We start from the raw sequence: 16,941 nt of genomic DNA, 5'->3' as shown, positions 1-16,941 counted from the left end.
TTTATTCTCAAATACAACAAACGAAAACATCAAGGTATTAACAGAAGAAAACCAGTTGATTTATATATGGCTGCTTAAATCAACTATATTTGAGCAACTACTGGTCCATCAAACGGGGAGTACTTCAATAGCCTCTATTTGCTTGTGGTTTTTAGGAGTAGCAGATCGAATATTATCGATGATTTTAAGGAATGAGTTTTTTTCCAGTGAATTTAAGTTGTCAAGAATTCTCTCTAGTTTCATCGGATAATTGGTTTTTAATTAGTTGATCAAGCTTGGTCTCTATATTGTTTATTTTTTCTGAAAGGTCATCGTTGTTATCGCTTACCATGGTGTCAACAAAAATTGAGTTAACGATTGATAATCCAATGATGCCCCCTCCAAGAACAATAGCAGAAAAGTAAATATGGATTAGGATTTCAGTGATTCTAGATTTTCCGGAAGCCATGGAATCAGGTAGTTCATACCATCCTTCAACAGTAAATACCTTAAAAATTGAGTAAATAGAAATTAAGGGGTTTTTAAAAGCTTCGTGGTCCCAGGATTTGAACATATAGAACGATAGTATACCTATTAAGATAATTATCAAAAACATTGCTACCGCAACTAAAAATGAAGCTTTAATGGCTCTTTTAAACCCTGTAATAAGGTGGGCAATATTAGGGATGAACTTGAATAAACGAAGGGTCTTAAATACTCTAAGTACTCGCAATGCCAATAGAAAACTTAGATCTAGTCCTTCTAAATTCCCAAGATATTTTATGCCGGATGGAATAGCTAGAACTATCAATAGAAAATCTAATTTGTTCCATCCTGATTGAAGGTACTTTCTGATGCCCAATAAATTGACCTTAGCAATCAATTCTACAAGAAAGAATAGTGTGATATAAAAATCTAACGCACTGAGTATATGGTATGATTTCTCTCCTGGGTGGTAGTAGCCTTGTGTAAATAACACCAGAATATTGCTAATTATTATGGTTAAAACCAACCTTTCATTCAGGAATATTTTTAAAATTGGTTTGATAGCTTGGGGTGTTTAAACTGGATTGTAATAATACCTATTATTAAAGAAAACTTATCAAGTTAGTTTTATTAGTACTAAAATTACCAATTGCATGAATTTGCCAAAACGAATTTTCATAGTAGGGATCAGCATGTTAATGTGGAATAATCAATCCCACGCACAGTCCAATTACATTGTTGATTCCAAGCTTAATTCCAGTCAGGAAGCTGTAATGCAAACCGCACTGAATTTGTTAGAGGGAATTCGAAATTCCGATACCGTTCTTTTTAAGAGTGCTTTTGTCGCCAACCCCGATTTGGCAGTTGTATATAAGGATGCCACAGGAAAAGATAGGTTTCAAAAGAATAATTTCAAGGAATTTATTGGCTCGGTTGGTAAGGAGAAATCTCAAGTTTGGGACGAGGTAATTTGGAACGTTGATATTCGTATTGACGATAAATTAGCAGTGATGAGCTGCGATTATGCATTTTATTTAGGAAGGAAATTTCACCATTGTGGAATGGATGTTTTTGTAATGCATCAGGTGGATGGTAGCTGGAAGGTTTTCCAATTAAGTGATACCAGAAAAGACGAGGGCTGCAAGGTTCCGAAAGAGTTGCGCAAAGGTCGGGATTTATAAGGTTTTTTGCGTTTTATGGGGCTGTTGGGATTTACTTTACAACAGGGGGTTTTAGGTTTTACTTTTTGCTTTTCATTTTCCAAATAAGGTCTAATTTATCGTCAAATTCTGTGCCTATTTTTGATCTTTTTTAGACAGTCAGCGTGATTTTATTTTAAAGGTTTTGTAATTGTGAATATATTTTGCAGTACCTTTGTCCCAGAAATGCATAAGATGTGTTTCTAGAAAAGTGCGTTTCTTTTGCAAATTGGAATACTCAAGTAAGCCCTAGCAAGCTTTAAACTTTTGCCTCTCCTGTAACAAAACATGCTTTTAAAAAGTCTAAGAATCACTTAGACGTGTTTTGTTTAACTAATTATTGTCGTATTAATCTTCCTTTTCTTTTAAGTCTCAAGTAGAAATCTTTTGTGATTTCAGGTGAAAGCGTTGTTTGTTAACGACATTCTTTTTCCTCGAAATTCATCAAAGCTAGCAGTATTACTGTCCGGTTTACAGACAAAGGCAAGCTTCCGTTGCGACAAGCAACTCAAAAAAACATGAAAAGACCAGTTAAAAAAAATATAGATCGCAGGCGATCTAAAAAGCGAATGGTATCTAGCATTAATCCAAAAATGCTGGTAAAGTCGGCCGTAAAAAGTACCGTTAAGCCATATACGCCGAGTCAATGTTATGCCGACATGGCATTAAGACCAGAAATTCTGAAAAACTTAAGTGCCAAGGGATATACCCATCCAACCGAAATACAAGATAAAGCTATTGCAAGCCTTATTTCTGGTAGAAATATGGTGGGGATTGCAGCTACGGGAACCGGAAAAACCGGTGCCTTTTTGATACCCATTGTGGAACAAATGCTTTGCAACAAAGGGAAAACTGCGTTGGTTGTAGTTCCAACAAGAGAATTAGCCGAGCAGGTATTAATTGAGTTTAAAGCACTAAGCCGTGGAATGGGGCTTTCCTCGGCTTGTTTTATTGGTGGAACCAATGTGGGTAAAGATTTAGGTATCGCCCGCAGGAAACAAGATTTAATTGTAGGAACCCCTGGAAGGTTGTTAGACCTTGTAAATCAAGGCGCGCTTCGATTAAAAGGAACGGAAATTTTGGTTTTAGATGAGTTCGATCGCATGTTAGACATGGGGTTTTTACCAGATGTGAAGTCAATTGTGAGCTGCATGAAATCGAGGATGCAAACCATGCTTTTTTCGGCAACCTTGAAGAGCGATCAGGAAAAGCATATCCAACAATTGCTTAGTGATCCTATTCGAATTAAAGTAAGTTCTGGAACCGAGAGTAGCGATAATGTAGAGCAAAATATCATTAAGGTGAAACCGGATGAAAATAAGTTCGATCTACTGAAGAATTTGCTTTTACAACCCTCTTTCGAAAAGGTGATTCTGTTTGCTGAAACCAAACGAAGCGTCGATAAAATTCAGGTGAAACTTCAAAAGGTTGGAGTAATGTCGGATGTTATCCACGGAAACAAATCGCAGAATTATCGTAGTAATGCGATCCGCAAATTTAAAAGTGGTAAAACGCGTGTTTTAGTAGCTACAGATGTTGCGGCTAGAGGGATAGATGTTGATGGGGTAACCCACGTAATTAATTACCAATTACCTCTTACCATGGATAGTTATATCCACCGTATAGGTAGAACCGGAAGGGCTGGTAAAACAGGTATGGCTTATACCTTTATAAATTAAGTAGTGTAAATTTTTCAACTAATAAATAAACAAGTAGTATGAACGAAGGAGTAGTAAAATTCTTTAACGAGGAAAAAGGGTACGGATTTATCACACCAAACAATTCAGGTAAGGATATTTTTGTACATGCAAATGGTCTTATTGATGAAATTCGTGAGGATGACCGTGTTTCTTTTGAAACTCAAGAAGGTAGAAAAGGGTTAAACGCAATCAATGTGAAACTAATTGACTAAGTCAATTTTTACCTAGTTATTTCAATATTTCTTGGAGTAACAAAAGCATTTAAAAAAGCCAGGACACGTGTTGTTCTGGCTTTTTTGTTTCACAACAGGGCAGTTTTAAATATCTTTTTTGTACACGTGTAATTTTCGTTTTTGCACCGTATCCGTTCGGATAAAATCGAAATGTAATTTGGTCATTAGCTTTCGCGAAGCATTATTTCCATCTACCACAAGAGCGTGTATTTCCTGCAGCCCTTTACATTGCCCCCCCAAAGAATTACTCCATTTAAAAGTTCGGTTGCAAAGCCCTTATTCCAAATACCTCTACTTAAATGGCAACCCACATGGTAAACATTTAAGGGCTCGAAAAAATTTAAGTTGACTGTGCCTACCAAACGGCCTTTCTCTTTTTTCTTGCAGTCCAAAAGCCCAATTCCTTTTCGTTGTTTCCTATTTTTAGTTCAAGGAAAGCCAAGTGTTCCTCGGGTGTTTTGTCCTTAAGCGGTGGAACATATTTGTTGGAATCAAGCTCTTGATACATTTCAAGAATCTCAGGGAAATCCTCTTTCTGTAACGGCTTAACAATACATCGTTCAGTAGAAAATAGGGTGCTAGTCATAGCTTTTATAGGTTAAGTTCTATATCCAGATGTACACCATCCGTAAGGTTTAGTTTTTTTCGGATCTCAGCTTTAATAGGTAGTAAATAAGTGTTCTTTTTAGAATCGAACCAAATGGCTGTACTCCATTTTACATCTTTTATGCTAGCTTCTGCTTTTAGACGGCCCCAACCTTCTTCCATCCATTGGGAGTGCGTCCTGATTTCCTTGGAGAGCTCATCGGGCAGACTTACAAAATACCAAGCTCCTGCTTCAGAACTTTTCCAAAGGGTACTGGAGAATGCATATTTTATCACACTGAAAGTTTTTAGTTGCCTAAAATGTTCCTCGGTCTTTAAAAATAAGGCTAGAGGAGATATTACAAAATAAAAAAGCCAGCAATGCATGTTAAACAGTGCGCTGCTGGCTTCGGCTGAACTTATGTCTTTATTTTAAAATTGTTCTGCTTCGGTCGATCCCTTTAGGGCGGTAGTAGAGCTTTTGCCTTTGGTAATCGTGTTTTGTACACGGTCGAAATAACCAGTTCCAACGAAAGCTTGATGTTTAGTAGCGCGGTATCCAGCCTCCTCATTAGCAAATTCTGCTTGCTGAAGTTGACTATAAGCGTACATTCCGTCTTGTTTGTATGCTTTTGCTAGGTTAAACATGCTGTGGTTAAGCACATGCCATCCTGCTAGGGTAATGAATTGGAATTTGTAACCCATTGCTGCAAGTTCTTCGCGGAATACCTTCATGGTTTTATCATCCAGATTTTGTTTCCAGTTGAATGAAGGTGAGCAGTTGTATGCAAGTAATTTACCAGGGTACTTAGCGTGTATTGCTTCAGCAAACCTTCTTGCTTCCTCTAGATCTGGTTTCGATGTTTCACACCAAATTAAATCGGCGTATGGGGCGTATGCTAAACCTCTACTAATTGCCTGGTCTAAACCGGCTCTTACTTTGAAGAAACCTTCAACGGTTCTTTCTCCGGGTATAATAAATTCTTTGTCGTTGTCGTCGATATCCGAGGTTAACAGTCCTGCGGCATTTGCATCGGTTCTGGCGATAATTAGGGTAGGCACCCCTAACACATCAGCTGCTAATCGAGCTGAAACTAATTTGTTAACAGCTTCTCTAGTGGATACTAATACTTTCCCTCCAAGGTGGCCGCATTTTTTAGCAGAAGAAAGTTGGTCTTCGAAGTGAATACCAGCTGCACCTGCTTCAATAAGAGCTTTGGTAAGTTCAAATGCGTTTAGGTTTCCTCCAAATCCAGCTTCGGCATCGGCAATTACTGGAACCATCCAATCGATATCTGTATTGCCTTCCATCCAATGAATTTGGTCGGTACGTTGTAAGGCGGCGTTAATTCTTTTTACCATTTTAGGCACAGAGTCTACCGGGTATAAACTCTGGTCTGGATACATATTTCCACTTGTATTGCCATCTCCAGCTACCTGCCAACCGGAACAGTAAATTGCATTTAATCCAGCTTGAACTTCTTGCACGGCTTGGTTGCCGCTTAAAGCGCCCAATCCGTTTACGGTTTCACCGTTGTTTAACATTTGCCAAAACTTTTGGGCTCCATTTTTGGCTAGGGTACATTCAGGAACTATAGATCCCTGTAGATCTATAACTTCTTCGGCTTGATAAGGTCTTCTAATTCCTTTCCAACGGTCTAATTGCATCCATTGGTTTCTTAATTGTGCGGCTAGGGCCACTTTTTTACTTACTGCTGACATAGCTGGGAGATTTTAGGTTATTAAATAAGTTCGTATGCATCTAGGGTTAGGAAATCTTGAAACTGTTCTTTGAAAATGAGGTCTCTAAAAAGGAGGGCAGCATTCTCTAAACGGTGGGGTAGGATGGTGTTTAGCTGGTTTCTCGTATGGATTTGCTCTTCGTAAAAGAGTTTATCCATAAGTTCTTTGGTTAATTTTCTTCCATCGGCAAGTTTTACCTGGTGTTTGCGCCACTGCCAAAGCTGGGCTCTGGAAATCTCTGCGGTTGCGGCATCTTCCATTAGGTTGTATAGTGCTGCTGCACCTCTTCCTCTTAGCCAGGATTCAACATATAATAGGCCTACGTTTAAATTCTTTCTTACCCCTTCTTCGGTAATTTCACCTTCGGGAAGGCGTAATAAATCTTCGGCGCTTATTTCTTGGTCAATTTGCTTCCCAATTTGGTTTGGGGCGGGCATGAATTGATCGAAAATTTCTAATACTGGCACAACCAAAGCAGGGTGAGCAACCCAGGAACCATCGTGGCCATTTAATACTTCTCTGGTTTTATCGTTTCTAACTTTTTCAAGGGCATTGGTATTGGCAGCTTCATCGTTCTTTACTGGAATAAAAGCCGACATGCCGCCCATGGCATGTACCCCTCTTTTGTGACAGGTTTTAACTGCTAGTTTGCTGTATGCATCCATAAAGGGAGCAGTCATTCCCACTAGGTCACGATTTGGAAGCACCATTTCTGGTAGCGATCTAAAGCACTTAATAAAGGAGAAAATGTAGTCCCATCTTCCGCAATTTAAACCGGCTGAATGTTCGCGCAGTTCATATAGAATTTCGTCCATTTCAAATGCGGCTGGAAGCGTTTCGATAAGCACCGTAGCTTTAATTGTACCCTGAGGTATACCCAAATAATCTTGTGCGAATACAAAAACCGAATTCCAAAGCGCGGCCTCTTTGTGGCTTTCTAATTTGGGTAAATAGAAATATGGTCCGCTTCCGTTTTCAATCAGCTGTTTAGCGTTGTGGAAAAAGTACAAACCGAAATCAACTAGCGAAGCAGAAAAACGATTTCCCTGTTCGTCTAACAGGTTTTTTTCTTCTAAGTGCCATCCTCTTGGGCGCACCAAAAGGGTGGCTGGTTTTTCAGAAAGCTTGTATTCTTTTCCGTTTGAAGCGGTAAAGTCTATCTGACGTCTGATGGCATCATACAGATTTATTTGGCCTTCAACAATGTTTTTCCAAGTAGGTGAGGTGCTGTCCTCAAAGTCGGCCATGAAACATTTGGCTCCCGAATTGAGGGCGTTTATAATCATCTTTCTATCTACAGGTCCCGTGATTTCTACTCTGCGATCGAGAAGGTCTTGGGGCAGCGGTGCTACTTTCCAATCGCTTGCTCTAATGCCCTTGGTTTCGGGTAAAAAGGTTGGGGTTAACCCTTTATTGAATTCCAAATTGCGAACTTTTCGCAAGTCTAGAAGATCGATTCTTCTTTGGTTGAATTTCTGTTGAAGGGCATTTAAAAACTCTAAAGCAGAGGGAGATAAAATTTCTTCTTGCCGTGCATTTACGGTCTCTTTTACTTTAATGGCTAGGGTTGTAGTATCCATAGTTAGAATGATTTACACAAATATGCAGAAAGCGAATCATCTTTGCAAGCGAATATTCGCTAAATAAAATCAATTCGCTGAATGATAATAATTAGCTGAAAATCTAAGATGCATTGCCTATGTTTGCATTTCGACGCAATGGGAACGACTTCGGAGGATAAAATCAGATTGATTTTTGGGCTAAAAGTGGCCCAGGAACGTGCTCGTTTAGGGCTTAGCTTAAGTGCTTTATCTAAAAAAGCAGGTTTGTCGGCTTCCTACTTGAATGAAATTGAGAAGGGTAAAAAATATCCGAAGGCCGAGAAGATTATAACTCTTGCCCAAGCCCTGGAGGTGGAATACGATGAATTGGTATCCACCAAACTAAAACAAGACCTTGCGCCACTCGGTGACTTGATGTCTTCCAAAATTTTCGATCAAATTCCCTTTAGTCTGTTTGGTATAGATACCACTCAAATAGTGGAGCTCTTGTCGAAAAGTCCGGCACAGGCTTCCTCTTTTTTGGGTGCTTTTATGGAAATTGCCAGGCATTATAACATTTCTGAAAGTGAGGTGTATACAGCAGCCTTGCGCAGTTATCAGGAAATTGCCAATAACTACTTCCCCGATATAGAACAAAAAGCCCAGAAATTTGCGGCTCAGCATAACTTCAATCCCTTTGTAAAAGATGCGGATAAGCAATTGGAGCGTCTGTTAGCCAATTTATTTTCATACCAAATCGACAAGTCTACCCTTGGCAGTAATGATTTGTTGAAAGGGGTAAAATCTTATTACACACAGGAATCGGGTCCTAAGCTTTTTATAGAACCAGAATTATCTGCCTCCCAGCAAATATTTTTATTGGCAAAAGAACTTGGGTTTAATGTTCTTGATTTAGAAAAGACCATCCGCGTTAACACCATACTCGGGAAGCCAAGAATTAAGAGCTTTCAGCAAATTTTAATAAACCTACAGGCTTCATACTTTGCCGGTGCTTTGTTGCTGCCGAAAAAGGAGGTAGAAAAAGATTTGGGGCTATGGTTTGACCAAGAAACATTTGACGCCAGCCATTTAAAGAAGCTTAGTGATAAATGGAAGTGTACTCCTGAAACCTTGTTTCACCGGCTGACCAATATTTTGCCGCAGTCATTTGGTTTGGATGTACTTTTCTTCTTAAAGTTTAATCAAAAACCAGAAGAGGAACTTCCGCATTTAGAACGCGAACTCCATCTAAATAGAAAGCATTTACCTCATGCCACCAAATTGGGAGCACATTATTGTGCGCGCTGGTCGGCATTAAAAACTTTAAAAGAAGTTGTTGGTAATGAGGGGGGAGAACAATTTAGTGCACACGGCCAAATTTCTGAATTCGTGGAAAATGGCGATTGCTACTTGGTAATATCCATGGGGCGAAAAATTAGCGAGGCCACAGGATTAGCTACCAGTACTTGTTTGGGTATTTATCTTAATGCCAAACTAAAGCGTAAAGTGCGTTGGTTATCCGACCCTAAATTGGCTAAAAAGCAAGTGAATGTGCTTTGCGAAAACTGTGCTATGGATTGTGAAGATCGGTTAGCTCCTCCAAGCATATTAGAAAGAAAATCCCTGAAAATGGAAGTCGAAGATGCGCTATCTCAATTGCATTGATTTTTTACCCATCTTTGTCCCAGTTCTTTAATTAGTACTTATCAAGAAAGGCAGAGGGACTGGCCCTATGAAGCCTTGGCAACCCGAAGTACGCAGCTGCGTACCCGAAGGTGCCAATTCCAGTTTCCGGAAATACCGGAAAACAGATAAGTTGACAGTTTTGATTTTAACCTCCTAAAATATTCAAACCCTGTTGACTTATGTTAACAGGGTTTTTTTATGCCCAAATTTTAAAGTAGAATGAAAGTTACAGAGGCTATAAAACAGCGAATTTTAGTGCTAGACGGTGCGATGGGTACCATGATTCAGCGCTATAAATTAGAGGAAGAGGATTTTAGAACTCCCGAGTTAAAGCATCATGAAAAATCATTAAAGGGTAATAATGATTTAATTGGGTTGTCTCGACCTGAAATCCTCGCAGCAATTCACGAAGAATACCTTGCGGCTGGTGCCGATATATTAGAAACCAACACTTTTAGTGGTACTACCATAGCTCAGGAGGATTACTCTTGTGAGCATTTGGTTGATGAAATCAATATTAAAAGTGCCCAAATTGCAAAAGCGGCGGCAGATAAATACACTGCCTTAACACCAGACAAGCCTAGGTATGTTGCTGGATCAATGGGCCCGACCAACAAAACGGCATCTATTTCTCCGAATGTGAACGACCCTGGATACCGTGCAATAGATTTTGATACCCTAGCCGAAGCTTACCGTCAACAGGCGGTTGGACTTATGAAGGGGGGAGTTGACCTGCTTTTGGTGGAAACTGTTTTTGATACGTTGAATGCAAAGGCTGCTCTATTCGGAATTGAAGAGGCTTTTACAGAGATGGGAAGCGAAATTCCCGTTATGGTTTCAGGAACGATAACCGATGCTAGTGGGCGAACTTTATCTGGCCAAACGGCAGAAGCTTTTTTAATCTCTATATCCCATTTCCCACTTTTTTCAGTGGGCTTAAATTGTGCTTTAGGGGCTAGCCAATTAAGACAGTATATCCAGGTATTGGCTAAAAATGCACCCTTTTATATATCCGCTCACCCCAATGCAGGGTTGCCAAATGAATTTGGGGCTTACGATGAAACTCCAGAGTTTATGGCTAAACAAATCAAAGAGTTTTTAGACCTAGGTCTTATCAATATTATTGGCGGTTGTTGCGGAACCACGCCAGACCATATTCAGGCCATCGCGGAATTGGCGGCAAAATACGAACCCAGAAAAATGGCTTCCCCAGCTTTAAGTACTGTATTATAATGACTACCTACCTACAATTAGCGGGATTAGAACCCCTATATGTAACCTCAGAAAGCAATTTTGTAAATGTTGGTGAGCGCACCAACGTAACTGGTTCACGTAAATTTTTACGCCTTATTAAAGAAGAAAAATTTGATGAGGCCTTAGAAATCGCTCGGGATCAAGTTGAAGGCGGAGCCCAAATCCTCGATGTGAATATGGATGAGGGTATGATTGATGGGGTAGAAGCAATGGTAAAGTTCCTAAACCTTATCGCTGCTGAACCAGATATCGCCCGAATTCCTATTATGATAGATTCCTCTCGATGGGAAATCATCAGAGCAGGATTAAAATGTGTTCAGGGTAAGGCCGTTGTGAACTCCATTTCACTCAAAGAAGGTGAAAAGACCTTTATAGAACAAGCAAAATATATAAAGCGTTTTGGCGCTGCGGTAGTGGTAATGGCTTTCGACGAAGAGGGTCAGGCAGATAGCTACGAGCGACGAATAGAAATCTGTAAACGCTCCTACGACATATTAACCCAGGTAGTTAAATTCCCTCCTCAAGAGATTATTTTCGACCCTAACATTTTCCCAGTAGCAACTGGGATGGAGGAGCATAGGAATAACGCACTAGATTTTTTTAGGGCTACCAAGTGGATCAGAAATAACCTTCCTCATGCACATGTTAGCGGTGGGGTAAGTAACGTATCGTTTTCATTTAGAGGAAACAATACGGTTAGAGAAGCGATACACTCCGCATTTTTATACCATGGAATAAAGGCGGGTATGACCATGGGGATTGTAAACCCTTCTATGCTTGAAGTGTACGAGGATATTCCTAAGGATCTGCTGAACTGTGTGGAGGATGTGCTTTTAAACCGAGATCCCAAGGCCGAAGAACGCCTGCTTGAAATGGCGGAAGAATTAAAGGATGGTCCTCAGAAGGAACGTAAGGTGGATTTGTCTTGGAGAGAGGCGCCCGTAGAAAAGCGTTTGGAGCATGCCCTGGTAAAGGGGATTCTAGAATTTATTGAGGAAGATACCGAAACAGCAAGACAGCAATTCCCGACCTCGCTTCAGGTAATTGAAGGTCCTTTAATGGACGGAATGAATGTGGTAGGAGATTTGTTTGGATCTGGAAAAATGTTTCTCCCTCAGGTTGTGAAATCTGCGCGCGTAATGAAGAAGGCCGTGGCCTACTTACTGCCGTATTTAGAGGAAGAAAAGAAGAACAATCCCAACCCAGATAGTAAAAAAGCCAAAGGAAAAATTCTGATGGCCACCGTAAAAGGGGATGTCCACGATATTGGAAAAAACATTGTTAGTGTAGTGCTAGCATGCAATAATTTCGATGTAGTGGATTTAGGGGTAATGGTGCCGGCAGAAAAAATCCTCGACGAAGCCGAAAAGCAACAAGTGGACGCCATCGGTTTATCTGGATTAATTACTCCTTCCTTAGATGAAATGGTTTTCGTTGCCAAAGAAATGGAACGTAGGGGCCTAAATATTCCCTTGCTTATTGGAGGTGCAACAACCTCAAGGGTTCATACGGCTGTAAAAGTGGCTCCAGAATATTCCATTAATCGGGTAGTTCATGTTTTAGATGCCTCGAGAGCAGTAACCACAGCTTCAAAATTGTTGGGCTCAGACGCTAAGAAATTTAAAGATGATATCGCCGAGGAATACGAGAAGTTGAGAGCTTATCATCATGCAAAGAAGAAAAAGGAAAAGCTTATTTCACTTGAAGAAGCTCAAGCTAATAAAGTGGATATTGATTGGACCAATTTTAAAGCTGAAACTCCATCGGTAAATGGAATACAGGTGATCCAGCAGCAAGATTTAAATGAATTACTGCCCTTTATAGACTGGACTCCATTTTTCCAAACATGGGAGTTGGCCGGTAGATTCCCCAATATTTTGGAGGATGAAGTTGTAGGGGTTGAGGCCAAAAAACTCTACGCAGATGCACAACAAATGTTGAAGCAGATTGTAGAGGAAAAGTGGTTGGAAGCCAAAGCAGTTTTTGGAATTTTCCCAGCTAATAGCAATAAAGATGATGTTGAAATTTATGATGAAGATGGAGGGGTTGCCTGCACATTTAATCAAATGCGTCAACAGATAAAGAAGGTTGCAGGGCAGCCTAATTACAGTTTGGCCGATTTTGTTGCTCCAAAAGAAAGTGGTAAAAAGGATTATTGTGGGGCCTTTGTAGTAACTACTGGATTTGGTTGTGATGAAAAAGCAGAGGCTTTTAAAAAGGATCACGATGATTACAGTTCCATTATGATCAAAGCCCTTGCCGATCGTTTGGCTGAGGCCTTTGCAGAGTTGCTTCATCAAAAAGTAAGACGCGAATATTGGGGTTACGCTCCAAATGAGGCTTTAGACAATGAGGCCTTGATAAAAGAAAAGTACCGTGGTATAAGACCTGCCCCAGGCTATCCTGCCTGTCCAGATCACACCGAAAAACCCAAGCTGTTTAAACTGCTAAAGGCTAAGGAGAATATTGGTGTCGACTTAACAGAAAGCCTAGCCATGACTCCTGCTGCATCGGTTTCGGGGTGGTATTTTGCGCATCCTGAAAGCCGATACTTTGGAATTAGAAAAATAGAAAAAGACCAGCTTGAGAACCTTGCAGAAAGAAAGGGAATGGATGTAGCAACTTTGGAACGTTGGTTGCAGCCGGTGTTGTAATTTAAAAATTGACTTTTAGCTTCACCCAAGCCTTGCGTAATACGGTTGAAGGAATTCCCTAATTTTGAAACTTTTACACCAACCGATGACCTTCAACTTTTCTGCAATTAGCAGAGCTTTACTTCCTGCAATATTTGTTTTTTTTGCTGTTGTTACTCGAGCTCAGACCATTGATTTAAAGTCGTTTGTCCCATTTGATGGGATAAAGAAATCAGGATATCATTCCTCTTCTATTCTTACCTCTGATAACTACGGAAATACATTTATCCTAGGGGAATTTGATGGGTTCTTCGATGCGGATCCAGATTCAAGTGCCTACGAGCTTTATAGTCCCACGATTAGTTCCAGTGGGGAATCCATGTTTATATCAAAGTTTCATGAAAATGGAGATTTAGACTGGGCAATTGTTGTTAATAGTGAGTCGGGGGTTGGTCCGCCAACTGCAGCATTTACAGATTCATTGGGGGCATTGTACTTTGTTCTTAAGCGTCTTAACAAAATAAAAGATGGTTTCTCCCAAATTGGTTCGGATACTATTTTGTTAACCGAGGATTTCCATCTTGTAAAGATAGATTCAACAGGAAAGTACCTATGGGATTTGCCTTTCAAACCAGATTATCCTTCAAAAGAATACTATCCTGTATATGGATTATACGAGGATAGCACATTTGTTATGGCTTATAAAACCAGAAAACATTCTGTGTTTTTAGCTTTGTACGACCAAAATGGCGATTCAATTCTCACTAAGCAGATTGTCTCTGAAAACATTTCAAGTAATACATTAAATGTTCTAAATGTAGAAAGTGACAGCCAGGGAAACTTATATGTCTTGGGGTCATTTCAAGGGACCTGTAGGCCAGATATAACCAGTGAGTTTTATGGCGTCCAATCAAAGGGTTCCAACGATGTTTTTGTTGGGAAGTACGATAAGAACTTAAATCACATTTGGTCCTTTGGTTTGGGTAGTGCATATCCTGAAATTGATCAAGAATTGGTCATAGACAGTAAGGATAGCATATATGTAAAGGGCATATACAGAGGAGCAACGGATTTCGACCCTGGAGTTGGAGATTCAACATTAACAGCCCCTACCAGTGGGCGATTGTTTTTGGCCAAATATGGGCCGGATAAGGGGTTTGCATGGGCTAGTAGTTTTAAGGATGTTTCCGAAGTATCCCTGCATATAGACAGGGAAAGAAACCGCCCCATCCTTAGAGGGGAACTTGCAGAGGAGGATACCGATTTGGATCCCTCTCCCAATATATCCTTAATCGAAGGTCCCGCTGAAAGATGGGATGCTTTTATTGCGCAATACACCAGTAATGGGCACTTTATAAGTGCTTATTCATGGAGTTTTGATCCACTTGTGCATATAGATGGAAAGGGGAATTTAGCCCTTACGGCTAATATCTCTAATGATGTATTAGTGGATAAGCAAGAAACTGTTCTGGTTGAGGTTGATCCAGATTCCTTAGGATTAAGCAGCGAAGTTTTACTTGCTAGGTTTAATGGATTTGACACATTTAATTATGCAAAGGTCTTTGGGGGATACGGTTGGCATAGTATCAATTCTGAAGTTTTAGGCTTAAAGGTGCATAACCAGAAGGCTTATGTATTGATGGACTGGGAGGGAGGAGAGGTTGACCTGGATCCTTCTAGCGATACGGTTTTAATAGATAGCATTCCTTTAAACATTGCGGTTTATAATGCCGATGGATCCTTTGATAAGGCTTTCGGGGTGGCTAATACCTTCTGGAATATAAGGATGGGCTTGGTAAATGAGAATGGAATTTTTCTATATGGTTTTGGTGGATATGATACACCCTTAATCCTGGGAGCTGGATCCGATACCGTTCACATTCACCAAAGCTGGTTTGTGGCTAACCTATCCTTAGACGGAAAGATTAAATGGGTCGTAAAGGAGAAAATTCCGGGAAGTGGTACTATCAGGTTTCAGTTATTGGACCAAAATGAAGATGGTATCCATCAAATTGCTGGATATTATGCTACCTATGGATCTCCAATCGATATCGACCCTACCGAGGGAGCTAAATATGTACCCGATAGGGGTGAAGGTATTTTCACCATGTACATTGATGCGGACGGTAATTTTATAAACTCACATTTTCATGAGGGGCCTGTCTGGCCCGAAAATTTCGCTTTTGATAGGGAAGGGAATTTGTTGCTAGCGGCGAAACAGTTAATTAAAAATTTTGACCTTGATCCATCGGCAAATACAGTAACTGTAAACCCCAATCAATTTTACTTTGCCAAGTTTAGTCCACAACTCGATATACAGTGGGGTTTTGCATATGGTGGAGGATCTGATGAACAGCTATACGATATTACTGTCGGCTCGAACAATGAGTTGTATGTTTTATTGGATGTGAGATATGGGGAAGGGTCTTTGAATCCCGATCCAACTGGCAAGGCAACACCTTTAACCGAGGTGGAAAACAATGTTCTTATCCGATATAATTCGGATGGATCTTACGCTTGGGCAAGGGAATTTGAAGACTATGATTTTTATGCTGATCACAAAGCAACCGGAGTTTGCCAGGATGCAAATGGCAACATTGTTGTTTTAGGTGAATTTTATAAAAGCCTATACCTAGACAAGGAAGGCGATGGATTTGAGTTGAAGGCTGAAGGTGAATCACCAAGTCTTTTTTTAGCATCTTACGATACCTTAGGCTTGTTTTTAGGGGCAAAGTCCATAGGTGGATGGGGTTATCAGACTACTACAAGTACCAATGAAGGATTAATCGAGGTAAATACATCTGGGGGCTTTTGGATAGCCGGTGACTTTTATGATTTCATAAATCCAGATCCAGAAAAATTGACGACCCCATTTGTTTTAAATACGCACTCATATGCTGATTTTATAGCGAATTACAATTTTATTCCCTGTTCAATTTCCGAGCAGGAACTTACTGATACATTATTTATTTCGTGCCAGACAACAGATTCAGCACAAGTTAAAATGGAAGGCAGTGAATTAGGGGTAAACTACTTTTTACGTGGTGCTACTGGTGAAATCCTTTCTGGTCCAATTAAAGGGACTGGTTCTCCAATTGACTTTAATTTATTTGGTTTAGAGGATGAGGGGAGGATACTTTATGTATCCGCAAAAAGCGAGACTTGCGTTAAAGTATTTAGTGATAAAATCATTTTGAAAAAGGATGTAATTCCGGTTCAAGTCGATTCTATTGTTTCATGTTTTAGTTATGTATGGCCAGTTAACGGAGAAACCTATGATTCTACTGGAATTTACACTTTGGAGTATACTAACCGTTGGGGTTGTGATTCAATTCATGTGTTAAACCTAGAGGTGAGGTTTCCCGAGTTTGACGTGGAAATCGTTGAAAAAGGATTTGAAATTTCTCCGCAAAATGCGGCTTTCCAATGGCTAGATTGCAACGATAATTATTCAGAAATTCCCGGTGAAAACAGTGAATTCTTTTATCCCACTAAATCGGGGGATTATGCCGTCCGGATTGTCAAAAATTCATGTGCCGATACTTTGGGGTGTTACCGCTTTGTTTATACAGATTTATTCGAAAATCAAAGGGAATTTTCCGATCTGAAGGTGATACCAAACCCATCTGACGGTGAATTTCAAATTAGCTATGCTGGAACAGAGGCAGCTCAATTTGTGGTTTTAGATGGAGCTGGAAAGAAAATTGAGATCGCCAACTTAAAACGTTCTAAAGGCACCATTGCTTTTAGTATGCGCAGCGCAAAGCCTGGTATCTATTTTGGTCATCTGATCACCGAAACGGGAAGCGGTATTGTAAAGCTTATTAAGAAATAGACTTTTGTGAATTTTTGAGATTTTCCTTCCTCCAGGTTGATTACCATTGGAATGGAATTTGCGTTAT

14 protein-coding genes and 1 riboswitch are annotated in these 16,941 nt (G+C 40.0%); of the genes, 7 read left to right on the top strand and 7 right to left on the bottom strand.

The window, feature by feature from the left end; genetic code table 11:
* Positions 1 to 108 precede the first annotated feature (108 nt).
* Positions 109 to 243 carry a hypothetical protein gene (locus FRX97_RS12435; protein WP_262711319.1) on the bottom strand — a complete coding sequence of 45 codons (135 nt, stop codon included), beginning with the start codon at positions 241 to 243 and terminating at the stop codon, positions 109 to 111.
* Positions 221 to 991 (bottom strand): ion transporter, encoded by a 771-nt coding sequence (locus tag FRX97_RS11770; protein ID WP_223266625.1) that lies wholly within the window; start codon positions 989 to 991, stop codon positions 221 to 223. The genes FRX97_RS12435 and FRX97_RS11770 overlap by 23 nt, the downstream gene beginning before the upstream one ends.
* A 127-nt stretch (positions 992 to 1,118) precedes the next feature.
* Between FRX97_RS11770 and FRX97_RS11765 the strand changes: the two genes are divergently transcribed.
* The 3 genes from FRX97_RS11765 (at position 1,119) to FRX97_RS11755 (ending at position 3,576) form a co-directional block, all read left to right on the top strand.
* Complete coding sequence (locus tag FRX97_RS11765; RefSeq protein WP_147015417.1) at positions 1,119 to 1,646, top strand: nuclear transport factor 2 family protein; 528 nt, start codon at positions 1,119 to 1,121, stop codon at positions 1,644 to 1,646.
* A gap of 536 nt (positions 1,647 to 2,182) precedes the next feature.
* Entirely contained in the window at positions 2,183 to 3,343 is a 1,161-nt protein-coding gene (locus tag FRX97_RS11760; RefSeq protein ID WP_147015416.1) for a DEAD/DEAH box helicase, read from the top strand.
* A 38-nt stretch (positions 3,344 to 3,381) separates the two neighbouring features.
* A complete protein-coding gene (locus FRX97_RS11755; RefSeq protein WP_147015415.1) occupies positions 3,382 to 3,576 on the top strand; it encodes a cold-shock protein in 195 nt (64 codons plus the stop codon).
* 212 nt (positions 3,577 to 3,788) lie between these two features.
* Here the strand turns inward: FRX97_RS11755 and FRX97_RS12505 are convergent, their stop codons facing one another.
* The 5 genes from FRX97_RS12505 to aceB form a co-directional block, all read right to left on the bottom strand.
* A complete protein-coding gene (locus FRX97_RS12505; protein ID WP_170227131.1) occupies positions 3,789 to 3,959 on the bottom strand; it encodes a GNAT family N-acetyltransferase in 171 nt (56 codons plus the stop codon).
* Positions 3,953 to 4,183 (bottom strand): GNAT family N-acetyltransferase, encoded by a 231-nt coding sequence (locus tag FRX97_RS11745; protein WP_147015414.1) that lies wholly within the window; start codon positions 4,181 to 4,183, stop codon positions 3,953 to 3,955. Before FRX97_RS11745 ends, FRX97_RS12505 begins: the two co-directional genes overlap by 7 nt.
* 5 nt (positions 4,184 to 4,188) lie before the next feature.
* Positions 4,189 to 4,479, bottom strand: coding sequence for a DUF1905 domain-containing protein (locus FRX97_RS11740; protein ID WP_223266624.1), 291 nt, complete (start codon positions 4,477 to 4,479; stop codon positions 4,189 to 4,191).
* Between the two features lie 135 nt (positions 4,480 to 4,614).
* Positions 4,615 to 5,904, bottom strand: coding sequence for an isocitrate lyase (gene aceA / locus FRX97_RS11735; protein ID WP_147015412.1), 1,290 nt, complete (start codon positions 5,902 to 5,904; stop codon positions 4,615 to 4,617).
* Positions 5,905 to 5,924: 20 nt separating this feature from the next.
* A complete protein-coding gene (aceB, locus tag FRX97_RS11730; protein WP_147015411.1) occupies positions 5,925 to 7,505 on the bottom strand; it encodes a malate synthase A in 1,581 nt (526 codons plus the stop codon).
* 138 nt (positions 7,506 to 7,643) lie between these two features.
* On the opposite strand from aceB, the gene FRX97_RS11725 reads away from it, so the two are divergent.
* From FRX97_RS11725 to FRX97_RS11710, 4 genes are all read left to right on the top strand, one after another.
* On the top strand, positions 7,644 to 9,131 hold the full coding sequence (locus FRX97_RS11725) for a helix-turn-helix transcriptional regulator (RefSeq protein ID WP_170227130.1): 1,488 nt from the start codon (positions 7,644 to 7,646) through the stop codon (positions 9,129 to 9,131).
* A 35-nt stretch (positions 9,132 to 9,166) separates the two neighbouring features.
* Positions 9,167 to 9,284: riboswitch (SAM riboswitch) on the top strand.
* A gap of 87 nt (positions 9,285 to 9,371) precedes the next feature.
* The gene (locus FRX97_RS11720) at positions 9,372 to 10,385 is read left to right on the top strand and encodes a homocysteine S-methyltransferase family protein (RefSeq protein WP_147015409.1); all 1,014 of its coding nucleotides are present in this window, start codon (positions 9,372 to 9,374) and stop codon (positions 10,383 to 10,385) included.
* Entirely contained in the window at positions 10,385 to 13,060 is a 2,676-nt protein-coding gene (metH, locus tag FRX97_RS11715) for a methionine synthase (RefSeq protein WP_147015408.1), read from the top strand. Before FRX97_RS11720 ends, metH begins: the two co-directional genes overlap by 1 nt.
* 85 nt (positions 13,061 to 13,145) lie before the next feature.
* On the top strand, positions 13,146 to 16,874 hold the full coding sequence (locus tag FRX97_RS11710) for a T9SS type A sorting domain-containing protein (protein ID WP_147015407.1): 3,729 nt from the start codon (positions 13,146 to 13,148) through the stop codon (positions 16,872 to 16,874).
* The last annotated feature ends 67 nt before the right edge of the window (positions 16,875 to 16,941 follow it).

Origin of the sequence: Luteibaculum oceani (assembly GCF_007995015.1) — a bacterium.
GTDB classification, from domain to species: domain Bacteria; phylum Bacteroidota; class Bacteroidia; order Flavobacteriales_D; family Luteibaculaceae; genus Luteibaculum; species Luteibaculum oceani.
The sequence above is the reverse complement of the archived record's forward strand: the minus strand, read 5'-3'. Positions and strand labels throughout refer to the sequence as shown.